10 protein-coding genes are annotated in these 12,317 nt (G+C 63.2%); 5 read left to right on the top strand and 5 right to left on the bottom strand.

What is annotated here, in order from left to right; all coding sequences use genetic code 11:
• Window positions 1-548 precede the first annotated feature (548 nt).
• The gene (locus HFO71_RS36415) at window positions 549-776 is read left to right on the top strand and encodes a DUF1127 domain-containing protein (RefSeq protein WP_221987960.1); all 228 of its coding nucleotides are present in this window, start codon (window positions 549-551) and stop codon (window positions 774-776) included.
• Window positions 777-860: 84 nt separating this feature from the next.
• Window positions 861-1,208: a YciI family protein gene (locus tag HFO71_RS10190; protein ID WP_221987958.1), complete on the top strand. Its 348-nt coding sequence runs from the start codon at window positions 861-863 to the stop codon at window positions 1,206-1,208.
• A 478-nt stretch (window positions 1,209-1,686) separates the two neighbouring features.
• Here the strand turns inward: HFO71_RS10190 and HFO71_RS10185 are convergent, their stop codons facing one another.
• Window positions 1,687-2,598, bottom strand: a complete 912-nt coding sequence (locus tag HFO71_RS10185; RefSeq protein WP_168336163.1) for a DUF1499 domain-containing protein — start codon at window positions 2,596-2,598, stop codon at window positions 1,687-1,689.
• 339 nt (window positions 2,599-2,937) lie between these two features.
• Between HFO71_RS10185 and HFO71_RS10180 the strand changes: the two genes are divergently transcribed.
• On the top strand, window positions 2,938-3,330 hold the full coding sequence (locus HFO71_RS10180) for a hypothetical protein (protein ID WP_077976487.1): 393 nt from the start codon (window positions 2,938-2,940) through the stop codon (window positions 3,328-3,330).
• 36 nt (window positions 3,331-3,366) lie between these two features.
• On the opposite strand, the gene HFO71_RS10175 is transcribed toward HFO71_RS10180, so the two are convergent.
• Window positions 3,367-3,921, bottom strand: coding sequence for an ankyrin repeat domain-containing protein (locus tag HFO71_RS10175; RefSeq protein ID WP_077976488.1), 555 nt, complete (start codon window positions 3,919-3,921; stop codon window positions 3,367-3,369).
• Window positions 3,922-3,936: 15 nt separating this feature from the next.
• Window positions 3,937-4,182: a hypothetical protein gene (locus tag HFO71_RS10170; RefSeq protein WP_003546063.1), complete on the bottom strand. Its 246-nt coding sequence runs from the start codon at window positions 4,180-4,182 to the stop codon at window positions 3,937-3,939.
• A 144-nt stretch (window positions 4,183-4,326) separates the two neighbouring features.
• Here HFO71_RS10170 and HFO71_RS10165 point away from each other — a divergent pair, with 144 nt between their 5' ends.
• Together HFO71_RS10165 and HFO71_RS10160 are read left to right on the top strand one after the other, a co-directional pair.
• Entirely contained in the window at window positions 4,327-4,524 is a 198-nt protein-coding gene (locus HFO71_RS10165) for a hypothetical protein (RefSeq protein ID WP_065282354.1), read from the top strand.
• A 253-nt stretch (window positions 4,525-4,777) separates the two neighbouring features.
• Window positions 4,778-5,056 carry a hypothetical protein gene (locus HFO71_RS10160; protein WP_077976489.1) on the top strand — a complete coding sequence of 93 codons (279 nt, stop codon included), beginning with the start codon at window positions 4,778-4,780 and terminating at the stop codon, window positions 5,054-5,056.
• A gap of 37 nt (window positions 5,057-5,093) precedes the next feature.
• Here HFO71_RS10160 and ppdK read toward each other — a convergent pair whose 3' ends face one another.
• Both ppdK and HFO71_RS10150 read right to left on the bottom strand, forming a co-directional pair.
• Window positions 5,094-7,802 carry a pyruvate, phosphate dikinase gene (ppdK, locus tag HFO71_RS10155; protein ID WP_221987956.1) on the bottom strand — a complete coding sequence of 903 codons (2,709 nt, stop codon included), beginning with the start codon at window positions 7,800-7,802 and terminating at the stop codon, window positions 5,094-5,096.
• Between the two features lie 871 nt (window positions 7,803-8,673).
• Window positions 8,674-12,135 (bottom strand): chromosome segregation SMC family protein, encoded by a 3,462-nt coding sequence (locus tag HFO71_RS10150; protein ID WP_221987954.1) that lies wholly within the window; start codon window positions 12,133-12,135, stop codon window positions 8,674-8,676.
• Window positions 12,136-12,317 lie beyond the last annotated feature (182 nt).

Here is a 12,317-nt window from a genome sequence, read left to right as displayed (position 1 = left end):
TTCCAGACCTTACCTCGGAAGCTGCGATCGTCCCGTCTCGGCCCTAACCGGTCGGCCGCGATGAATGCGATGCCCGTCTCGATTTTGAGCCAAAGCGGAAAAATGCTGTTTTCAGAAGCGTCCTGTGATCCGCCATTGTGCCGCCTTGATGATCCCGCGGCCGGCTCGTCGCGATGGGCTTGTCACACATACCGTTCGACAAGCACGTGCAAGGGCTCATCAGGTAATTGGGTCAATCCAGCAATGTCATTGCCTCTAACGTAGCGCCCTCGATGGCCAGGCTGCCGGAACATCGTTTTATGTAAAGTTTCGATAAAACCCACCGTGGGTAAGCCCCGCTGCCTTCATGATGGAAAGCACCTTCACAAAGTCCTGCAGGTCGGCCGGCTCTATTCCCTCAAGATCGTGTCACTCATCAAACGATGTCCATGGTCCGCGCACCGTCTTGTTACCCGCTCAGATCAAGCTCCTGAAACCAGCGTGTCGATTTCGGCCGATCCTGTTCGATTAAGACGGAGCGCCGTGAGCCAGTCAAAGGAGAGACAAGTATGGCTGCCACTAAGCATTCTGAACACGTCGAACTACAGTCGCCACACCTCAGTGTCGTGGACACCTTGCAAGCCGTTTGGATGCTGCTGAAGCATCAGCGAAGGTACCGCCGAAGCTTGAGCGAGCTCTCGCGGTTTGACTCTCGCCTGCTCCGTGACATCGGCTTGGAGCCCCCAGAGATCTCCGCTGGAAAGATCGCAGAGCAGCAAGGAACTCTCGCCGGATAAGCAGAACTGGCAGCATTTTTTTGCTCTTTGTCCAATCGCGGTGTTCAAGTTCGACTAACATCGACAGCACCATGGAGGAACCGGATGCGCTACCTTTGTCTCTTCTACATCGATCAAACACTTGCTGATGCCGCCAGCAAGGAGGAATGGGCCGAGATCGACCGGGAGTCCTTAGCTTCCAATGAAGAACTCCAACGTTCAGGCCACTATCTCGCCTCCAACGCTCTTGCCGACCCAAAGACCGCAAAGACATTGCGCGTTCGCGCCGGCAAGGTGAGTTGGACCGACGGGCCCTTCGCAGAGACCAAGGAGCATCTGGGTGGCTTCCTGCTTATCGAAGCGAAGAACCTTGCGGAGGCAATGGAGATCGCGGAGCGGGACTCGCTCGCTCGGATAGGAGCGATCGAGGTGCGCGAGACCGCCGGCTTTTAGATTCGAAGTGCCCCGGCTACTTCCCCTCATCCGCCCTACGGGCACCTTCTCCCCGAGGGGAGAAGGGTGAATCGAGAGGTTGCGGCCCGCAGGTTGTCGAGTTTGCCGCACCCGCTCCCGGCCCTCCGCTTTGGGCTCAGGGCGTTCGCCGCTGCAATCGATTCACTGGATCGATTACTGCCGCCTTCGGCGGCACCGCGGCTCACCCACTGCAATCGATTCACTGGATCGATTACTGCCGCCTTCGGCGGCACCGGTACGGGGGTTGAATCTGCCGCACCCTATCCCGGCCCTTCGCTTGGGCTCAGGGCGTTCGCCGCTGCAATCGATTCACTGGATCGATTGCTGGCGCTTTGCGCCACCGGTACGGGGGTTGAGTCCGCCGCACCCTATCCCGGCCCTTCGCTTGGGCTCAGGGCGTTCGCAACTGCAATCGATTCACCGGATCGATTGCTGCCGCCTTTGGCGGCACCGTTGCTCACCCACCCGCAATTCCAAGCAATTCAGCATCCAGCGCCTTCAGATAATCGCCGGCGATTTCGGCGCTGAAGCCGAGGTCGTGTTGGCCGTAGCGGGAGGCGACGCGGATGTCGACGAAGGTGGTTTCGGCCTCTTCGCGGAGCCGGATGATGAAATCGAAGCGCAGGCCGAGGATCAGCGTGCGGGTGGTGCCCTGCAGCGTCACGCCGTTGACGCCGCGGATCAGCTTGGCGACGTCATCGTCATAGGGGCGCGGCGTCGGCACGGGGATGGTATCAGGCGCATCGGCCACGGCATCGTCGCCAGGCTGCGGCGGCTTGACCGGTCTGTCCTCGGGGTCGCGGCCGGGCTCGGTGTCGCCGCTGCTCTCGGTGATGGTCATGCCGCTCATCTTGGCGACCTTGCGCACAGCCTCCAGCACGCGGTCGAGCGCGCCCTCATAGCGCCGGCCGGTGAGTTCGGGATAAGCGGTGAGCTGCTTTTCGCGATCCTCCGGCGTCACCTGCACCTTGCGCTTCAGCCAGATCTGGTCGAAATACGGATAGGAAAGCCAGTCGGGCGCGGAGACCGGATCGGTGGAAACGTCGTAGATATCGGGCAGCGTCAGATAGCGCTCGGTGGCATAGGCGCCAAGCGCCAGCGGAAAGGCGGCATAGATCAGCGCCGCCAGCGCCGCCAATCCGCCCTCAGCCCCCGTCATCCAGAGGCTGCGCAGCCCGAGGGCTGCCAGCATCGCCGCGAGCAGCGCGCAGCCGGCAGCGACAATCAGCAGCAGCACCAGATAGGGTGTGGCGAGGCCGCCGAAGCGGTGGGCGATCATCACGGCCAGCGCCAGCACCAGGGAAAACGCCCCGATGAGCCGCGAAGAGCGGGCGGCGCTGGAAACGGGGCGGTCATAGCGGATGGCCATCAAACTTACCGGTTGCTCGTCAGCGCCCGCGCGTTCGACCACGCAAATCGCCTCAACCCTGTTTAGAGCATGATGCCGAAAAGTGTGAAGCGGTTTTCGGACGACATCATGCTCTATTCTTTGATTTAGATCCGGATTCAGATTTTAGGCCGGCCCGGCCTAAAATCATCCGGATCTGGGGCAAGATTCGGCTAAATTGAAACGATTGTCTGAGGCATTGCGTTGGAATCCACGGCGAAGGCCATGGCGAAACGGCGGCTTCTTCATAAGCCCTTGCTGATATGTCAAAAAAAGGCCATTCTGCCGCGGTTTCATCTCCAGATATAGAGGAGAGACGGCATGATTTCACCCGAGATTGCAGCGAGCCCGCAGGCATCTGCGCTTGGCGGGATCGACCACCAGTCCGAGCCGATGCTGCCGATGGAGCTGCTCGAGCTCGAACTTTCGCTCGAAGGTTATGCCGGCGGCGATCCCGGCTTCTGCGAGGCCGTGCGCCAGGCGGCGGCACGCTCCGGCGGCGAATTGCTGTTCGATTTGCCGGCCGGTGGCCTCGTTCACGATTGCAGTCGCATCGCCGTGCTGCGCATTCCTGAAGATGGCCAGGAGATGCGCGTCGTGCTGGCGCTGCTCGACGATAACGGCACCGAAATCCGCATGCAGGCGCCCAATGAAGAGACCGCGCCGCTGGTGCGTTTCGCCGATGCCTTCATCGAGGTGCTGGAGCGGATCTGAGGTTCAGAGCACGGGCGATCACTGAAACCTCAGGCGTCAATTCCTCGTCCCGCTTTTCGTCATCAGGCCGATAAGGTCCTCGTCGCCACTTTGCCGCGCGATATCGAAGGCTGTCACGCCGCTATCATCCTTGGCATTGGGATTTGCGCCATTCTCCAGAAGAGCGGCGATAACATCAGGCCCGTTCTGCCGGTTGAGCATTTGGACGATAAGAGGCGTTCGGCCGTGATTGTCGCGGGCCTCGATGTCGGCCCCCTTCTCTATCAGGAGATTCACCGCCTCAGGGTCGGTGATGATGTGGAGAATGCTTATCCCCTCGTCGTTCCTGGCGTTGATATCGGCTTCGTTCGCAAGCAGAAGCTCCAGGATTTCCCGTTCGAAATACATGTCGAGAAGGTGAATGGGCTGGAATCGATATTCATCGACGGAGATCGCGAGAGATGGATCCGCCGCAAGCATGGCTCTTACCGTCGTGACATCTCCCACCTGGACGGCATGATGAAATTTCTCGGCGACTTCGGCGTTGGTCGCAGTGGCTGAACTGAATGAAAGTCCCAGGATGGCGATCACGCGCAGGAAAAAGCCAAGCATTGTTACTCCGAAAAACTACCGGCGCTCGGCCGCGGCTTCCGCAACGCTGCGGAAGGGGAATTTTCGTCCGCATTCGCACTTGATGACGAAATTTTCCTGATGATTGGACGGCCGCTGCACGCCAAAGCCGCGCGGCAGCTGGTCGACCTTGAAATCCGGGTGCTTGCGCTTGGGATCATCGACTTCCGAGGCCTCGGCAAAGCCCTCATTCCCGCATTGCGGACAGTTCAGTTTTTTCGAAAATCGATCGCGAAGGGCCATGCTCGTTCCAAGGTTTGCCGGCCTCTCAGGGAGAGCCCATGTTTTCCTCATACATAGGAATGGCCCTCATGCATAGAAAGGTCGGCCGGCGAAAGTGGAACCAAGTGCGGACGATGCCGTTCCTTTTTCGAAAAGGAGGCACTCATGCCGAACAGAGACCCGATCCCGACACCCAATGCCGATACGCCACGTGGCCCGACGCCGACGCCAGGCATTCCCGACCGCATCCAGGAAAAACCACCGCTGACACCGGCACAGGACCCAGGCGACACGAAGAATCCTCAGGACCCGCCGCTTAATCCGGCGCTGCTGCCGATCGGCGATCCGGCTGGGGCGGCGTGATTCTGTTTCTCGGTTTCGGTGGTTGCCCCTCACCCTAACCCTCTCCCCGTTCTGACGGGGAGAGGGGACGTGCCCTACGCGAGATTAGTGGGGGACGGAGAGGTCGCGGCATACCCCTTCGCCCCGCAAGCGGGGAGAAGGTGCCGGCAGGCGGATGAGGGGCTGGCCTCAGCGATCTCCCGGGCCAAGAGCAGCTTGACGCCCTCGCCCGAATGGCCTTTCCTCAGGGAAATGCATTCCAAGGAATATACCGATGCGCATCCCCATTCTCATCACCGTCATGGCCACCATCGTCGCCGGGCTTTCGGCCTGCCAGACGATGACGCCGGAGGAGCGGCGGGCGGCGGATGAGCAGCGGTGCCTGAGCTATGGCTTCCGGCGCGGCACAGATGGTTTTGCCACCTGCCTGCAGCGCATCGATCTCGACCGGCGCGCCGAATCACGGGCGCAGAGCGCTGAGATGATGAACCGCATGGCCTGGGATCTGAACGGACCCTACGTTTACCGCGATCGTTGGCGCTATCGTTACTGAGTAGCTTGGGCGCCCTGCCCCACACTCCACCGCTATTTTACACGGTTGCCCGCAGGTCTTTCGGACCGCGGCGGATTTCTTCCAGCCCGCCCGCAATCACCGCCTGCGCTGCCGCCAGTCTGGCGATCGGCACGCGGAAGGGCGAGCAGGAGACGTAGTCGAGGCCGATCGTCTCGCAGAAGCGGATCGAGGCCGGGTCGCCGCCATGTTCGCCGCAGATGCCGAGCTTCATGTCGTTGCGGGTGCGCCGGCCGCGTTCGGCGGCGATGCTGATCAATTCGCCGACGCCGTCGAAATCGAGCGAGATGAAGGGATCGTGCTCGATGATGCCCTTGCGCTGATAGGTGGGGATGAAGGCCGAGGCGTCGTCGCGCGAGATGCCGAAGGTGGTCTGCGTCAGGTCGTTGGTGCCGAAGGAGAAGAATTCGGCGGCTTCGGCAATCACATGGGCGCGCAGGGCCGCGCGCGGCAGCTCGATCATCGTACCGACGAGATAATCGATCTTCATGCCGGCTTCGTTCATGACGTCGCCGGCGACGGCATCGATGTGCGCCTTGACGTAATCGAGTTCGGTGCGCAGGCCGACGAGCGGCACCATGATCTCCGGTACGACGGCTGCCCCGGTCTCCTTGGCTGCGGCGACCGCCGCCTCGAAGATGGCGCGGGCCTGCATCTCGACGATTTCGGGATAGGAGATCGCCAGCCGGCAGCCGCGATGGCCAAGCATCGGGTTGAACTCGTGCAGCGCATCGACGCGCTGGCGAAGCACGGATGCCTCCATGCCCATGGCGAAGGCGACTTCGGCCACCTCGTCATCGGTCTTCGGCAGGAATTCGTGCAGCGGCGGATCGAGCAGGCGGATCGTCACCGGCAGGCCGTGCATTACGGTGAAGAGGCCGGTGAAATCCAGCCGCTGCATCGGCAGCAGCTTGTCGAGCGCCACCCGCCTGCCCTTCTCGTCGACAGCCAGGATCATCTCGCGCATCACGTGGATGCGCTCGCCCTCGAAGAACATGTGCTCGGTGCGGCAAAGGCCGATGCCTTCGGCGCCGAAGGAGCGGGCAGCCAGCGCATCGGCCGGCGTATCGGCATTGGTGCGCACCGTCATGCGCCGGGCGCGGTCGGCCCAGCCCATGATGCGGCCGAAATCGCCAGACAGCTCCGGCTGGATCATCGGCACCTCGCCCTTCAGCACCTGGCCGGCCGAGCCGTCGATGGTGATGATATCGCCCTTCTTGAGCGTCACGCCGACGCCGAGCAGCCGCTCGTTGCGTTGGTCGATGCGCATGGTGCCGGCGCCGACGACACAGGGGATGCCCATGCCGCGAGCAACGACCGCCGCATGGCTGGTCATGCCGCCGCGGGTCGTCAGAATGCCTTCGGCGGCATGCATGCCGTGAATGTCCTCGGGGCTGGTCTCGACCCTCAGCAGAATGACCTTGCGGCCTTCGGCTTCCGCCTCGACCGCCTCTTCGGCGGTAAAGACGATGGCGCCGGTGGCAGCGCCGGGCGAAGCCGGCAGCCCGCTACCGATCACCTGGCGGGTGACGCGCGGATCGATTGTGGGATGCAGCAACTGGTCGAGGCTGGAAGGCTCGATGCGCAGCACCGCCTCGTCCTCGGTGATCACCCCCTCGTCGACCATGTCGACGGCGATCTTCATTGCCGCCCGGGTCGAGCGCTTGGCCGAGCGGGTCTGCAGCATCCACAGCTTGCCGCGCTCGATGGTGAATTCGATATCCTGCATGTCACGGTAATGGATTTCGAGATCGGTGCAGATGCGGCAGAGCTCGCGAAACGCCTCCGGCATCAGCTTTTCCATCGAGGGTTTTTCGGAGCCGGAGGAAATTCGCCCCTCCTCGGTGATGCTTTGCGGCGTCCGGATGCCGGCCACGACATCCTCGCCCTGGGCATTGACCAGGAATTCGCCGTAAAGCGCCCTCTCGCCCGTCGAGGGGTTGCGGGTGAAGGCGACGCCGGTGGCGGAGCTATTACCGAGATTGCCGAAGACCATCGCCTGGATGTTGATCGCCGTGCCCCAAGCTTCCGGAATATTGTGGAGCTGGCGGTAGGTAACGGCGCGGGCACTCATCCAGCTGGAAAAGACGGCGCCGACAGCGCCCCAAAGCTGGACTTCGGGATCCTGCGGGAATTCCTGCTCCAACTCCTCCTCGATCAGCTTCTTGTAGAGGGAGACGATATGCTGCCATTCCGAGGCGCTGAGTTCGGTATCGAATTCATGGCCGAGCTTGGCCTTCTCGTCTTCCAGGATCTCCTCGAAGGCGTCGTTGCCGAGACCCATGACGACATCTGCATACATCTGGATGAAGCGGCGGTAGCTATCCCAGGCAAAACGCGCATCACCGGCATCATGGCCGAGCGCCTGCACCGTCTCGTCGTTGAGGCCGAGATTGAGCACCGTGTCCATCATGCCCGGCATGGAGACACGGGCGCCGGAGCGCACCGATAAGAGCAGCGGCTGGCTGACGGAGCCGAAGCGGCGGCCGGTGATTGCCTCGATCGCCGATATGCCGGCGCGCACCTCAGCCTTCACCGCATTCTCGATGTGGCGGCCGTTCTTGTAGTAGGTGTTGCAGGCGTCGCTGACGATCGTCAGCCCCGGCGGCACCGGAAGTCCGAGCGCGCACATTTCCGCCAGATTGGCGCCCTTGCCGCCCAGAATCCCATGATCGCGCGCCCGGCCCTCAGCCTGCCCGTCGCCGAACCTATAGACCCACTTGGTCATCTTCCCCCCAACACCAAATCGAGATTAGCTTAATCCGTTGGAGTTGAAATGAAAATCGACAAATGCGGCAGAATGTTGCGCTGCACAATAAATCTTGGCCGCGGCCGGCGTCGAAACGATTGAAAGGTGCCAAAACAGCCAACAAGGCACAAAAAAAGCTTTGCGGGACTGCAACAATGTCCCGCAAAGCCTTGTTTCCGTCCGGCCAGGAAAACCGGACGGGGGGTCCCTCAACCCAAAAACGGCTCAGCTTTTCCTCAAAACAGAACCGCTCTGACCGCGCCTTACGCAATTCCTGGGAAAATAGATCGCTACTTCCCAAGATTTGCTCTCGGTTTCCGGTTCTTGCCCTCGCCCGGAAAACCGCACGCAAATTCGACAATGCGCAACCGTTGATCGCCCGTTTTCGAGCAGAGTAATTAGGTTGCGTTGAAACAACTTCTAATGCAAGTCAGCGAAAAGAGCATCACCCAAATGGGGTACAAGCGACAACAGAGCCGACCTTTTTTGGTGTTTATTGCTCAGCCCTTGATTTTACGCAATTTCTGGGCGTAAAACCGCGCCATAGCTTTACGGAAATTGCGTCTGCGCTCGGCGTCTGAATGGATGCTCGGGTGAAGCCCGCTGCTGTCCGGTTGGCGTTAGTCGCCGCCCCTCACCCTAACCCTCTCCCCGCTCGCGGGGAGAGGGGACGTGCCCTGTGCGAGACATCGGCGGGGGACGGAGAGGCTGTGGCATATCCCCTTCGCCCCGTTTACGGGGAGAAGGTGGCGGCAGCCGGATGAGGGGCTGCTCTCGCAAATCTTCTGGGCCGGGATGTCCAGTGACAATCAGCCCTTCCCCGGTGCAGAAAACGCGTTCGTCGAAAACCTCAAGCAATCTCGCGCAGGCGCTCGGCCATTTGCAGGTCGACGGAGACCAGCTGGGAGACGCCCTGCTCGGCCATGGTGACGCCGAACAGGCGGTTCATGCGGGCCATGGTGATCGGATTGTGGGTGATGATGACGAAGCGGGTTTCGGTCGAAGCCGCCATTTCGTCCATCAGATTGCAGTAGCGCTCGACATTGTGGTCGTCGAGCGGCGCGTCCACTTCGTCGAGCACGCAGATCGGCGCCGGATTGGTGAGGAAGACGGCAAAGATCAGTGCCATTGCCGTCAGCGCCTGTTCGCCGCCGGAGAGCAGCGTCATGGTCTGCGGCTTCTTGCCGGGCGGGCGGGCGAGGATTTCGAGGCCGGCTTCCAGCGGATCGTCGGATTCGATCAGCTGCAGCTCGGCGGTACCGCCGCCGAAAAGATGGGTGAACAGCCGCTGGAACTGGGCGTTGACGATGTCGAAGGCGGCGATCAGCCGTTCGCGGCCCTCGCGGTTGAGGCTCTGGATGGCGCCGCGCAGCTTGCGGATCGCATCGATGACGTCGTCGCGTTCCTTGATCAGCGCTTCGAGCTTTTCGCTCAGCTCCTTCTGTTCCTCGTCGGCGCGCAGGTTGACGGCGCCCAGCCGCTCGCGCTCGATCCTTAAACGTTCCAGCTCGCGCTCGACTTCGCGCGGATCGGGAAGCGCCTGCATGGTCGGCCGCCCGGTCAACTGCAGCGCCTCGTGCGGGGCGACGTTCAGGACCTCGCGGATGCGGCCTTCGCTTTCCTGCCGCTTCTCGCGGGCCGAAACCAGGCGCTCCTCGGCGCGGCCGCGGCGTTCACGGCATTCGGCAAGTTCCGACAGGGCCGTCGTCGCCTTCTGGTCGGCCTCGCGCTGGATGCGTTCGGCCTCGGCCAGAAGGTCGCTCGCCTGGCGGCGCGCCTCCTCGGCCTTCTGCAATTCGCTGAGCAGGGCGCGGCGCTTGTCATCGAATTCATCCGGCGCCAGTTCGAGCTCGGCTGCCTCTTCGCGCGCCTCTTCCTCGCGCTCGCGCAGTGTCGCGACATGGTCTTCGGCACTTGCCGCCCGCTGGCGCCAGGTCTCGCGCTCCTGGCCGATCGCCATGATGCGGCGCCGGCGGGCCTCGTTTTCCCTCGCCAGGCTTTCATGGCGGGCGCGGCTTTCGGCCAGCGCGCCGCGATCGGTCGCAACTTCCGCCTGCTGGAAGCGCAGCCGCTCGTCGATATCAGTCAGATCGGGCGCGTCCTCCAGCTCGATGCGGGCAGTCTCTTCCTGGATAGCGATCTCCTCCAGCTGCGACCGCAGCTGGCTGGCGGCCTCGCTGACAACATCGCGGCGGCGGATCAGATCGCCGGAGGCACGCTCGGCGGCAACGAGAGCGTCGCGCGCTTCGGCCAAATGACGCGCCGACAGGCGGCTCATGTCGCGCGCCTCGGCAAGTCGGCGCTCCTCGGCGCGGATCGCTTCGGCGGCGGCTGCCTGCCGCTCTTCGGCTTCGGCAAGCACGTCGCGGGCAAGGGCCGCCTCACCTTCGAGTTCGGCCAGGCGGTTCTTCTGGGCCAGGCGCAGTGCTGCAGCACTCGGGGCGTCGGCACCGGTGACATGGCCGTCCCAGCGATAGACCGCACCCTCTTTCGTCACCAGCCGCTGGCCGGGCTTCAGCGCCGCCATCAGCCGCTCGGCATCGCCTTCCGCCACCAGGCCGATCTGGCGCAGACGGCGGGTGAGTGCCGCCGGCGCGCGGACATGGGCAAGCAGCGGCGCAACAGCGGATGGAAGGGCGGGATCGCCAGCACCATCGCCATTGTCCGACCAATGGGCCGGCGCCTCGGCATCGAGCGGCGATTCCAGATCATCGCCGAGGGCAGCACCCAGTGCGGTCTCAAAACCGCGATCGACCTTCAGCTCGTCGGCAACCGGCGGAAATTTGCCGGCCGCGGCACCGGCGGCGAGCATGCGGGAAATGGTGCGGGCCTCGGTTTCCAGCGCATTCAGGCTCGAACGGGCCTGATCGACCGGCGCGCGCGACAGCGCCTCGGTCTGGCGGGCGCTAGCCAGCGCCTGGTCGACCGCCTGGACGGCGGCTTCGGCGTCGGCGACGGCAATCTCGCCGGCCTCGACGATGGCGCGTTTTTCGTCGGGATCGGGCAGGCCGGCGATCTTCTCGCCGATGGCTGACAGTTCCTGGTTCGCCTCATCCATCTGGCGTTCGAGGCGCATCCGGCGGTCGGCGAGATCGCGGATGGCGCGTTCCAGCTGGTTGCGGCCGGCAGCCGCCTCGGCGCGCTCGGCCGTCAGCTGGGTGAAGATGCGCTCGCTGTCGGCAAGTTTTGCCGCTGCGCCCTCAAAGGCCTCGCGGGTCTCCTCGGCGTAACGGCCGGAATCGGCGAGGATTTCCGAAATCTCCGCCTCTTCGGCATCAAGCCTCGCCAGGATGACGGCATTGTCGGCCACCAGCCGCTGCTCGCGGCTTATATCCTCGGCAAGCTGGGCGAGACGGCGGGTCAGCTCGTCGCGGCGGCGCAGGATGCGGCCGGCATCTTCCTCCAGCTGGCTTCTGGCGATCTGCAGGCGCTGCAGGGCGGCGGCGGCACGCGCCTCGCCCTCGCGCAGTTCCGGCAGCTTGAAGCTGGCGATAGCTTGGTTCTTCGCCGCCTCCATCTGCATCTGCGCCTTTTCGGCGACGACGGAGGTCGCCTGGTTCAGCGCGCTGTCGGCCTCGGCCTCGGCCTCCTTCGCCTGCACCCAGCGGATATGCAGCAGCATCGCCTCGCGGGCGCGGATATCGGCAGACAGCGTCTTGAAGCGGTTTGCCTGGCGGGCCTGGCGCTTCAGGCTCTCGATCTGGCTTTCGAGCTGCGAGGTGACATCGTCGAGACGCTCGAGATTGCCTTCGGCGGCACGCAACCGCAGTTCTGCCTCGTGGCGGCGGGAATGCAGGCCTGAAATGCCGGCCGCCTCTTCCAGCAGCTGGCGGCGGGCCTGCGGCTTGGCCTGGATCAGCTCGCCGATACGCCCCTGCCCGACCATCGAGGGCGAGCGCGCGCCGGTGGAGGCATCGGCAAACAGCAGCTGCACGTCCTTGGCGCGGCTTTCCTTGCCATTGATGCGATAGAGCGAGCCCTGTTCACGCTCGATGCGGCGGGTGACCTGGATCTCGTCGCTGTCGTTGAAGGCGGCAGGCGCGGTGCGCTCGGCATTGTCGAGATAGAGTGCCACTTCGGCGGTATTGCGCGCCGGGCGGTTTCCCGAGCCCGAAAAGATCACGTCGTCCATGCCGGAGGCGCGCATGTTCTTGTAGGAATTCTCGCCCATCACCCAGCGCAGCGCCTCGACCAGGTTCGACTTGCCGCAGCCATTCGGCCCGACAACGCCGGTCAGCCCGCGCTCGATGATGAATTCCGTCGGTTCGACGAAGGATTTGAAGCCGACCAGGCGCAGCTTGTTGAACTTCATGCAGCCGCTCCGCAGCGCAGTTCAGAACAGGCAGCATCTCCGCAGCATAGGGAGGGCGTGGTACCCCCCTCTGCCCTGCCGGGCATCTCCCCCACAGGTGGGGAGATCGGCAAGAGGTTAGGGCTTCCCCAAACAAGGGAGCGCTTCCGCAGGGCAGTCATGAAGGTCGAGACATTCCTTCC

It is taken from the genome of Rhizobium laguerreae, assembly GCF_019778565.1.
GTDB lineage: Bacteria > Pseudomonadota > Alphaproteobacteria > Rhizobiales > Rhizobiaceae > Rhizobium > Rhizobium laguerreae.
Note: the sequence above shows the minus strand (reverse complement) of the source record. Positions and strands in the feature narration are given on the sequence as shown.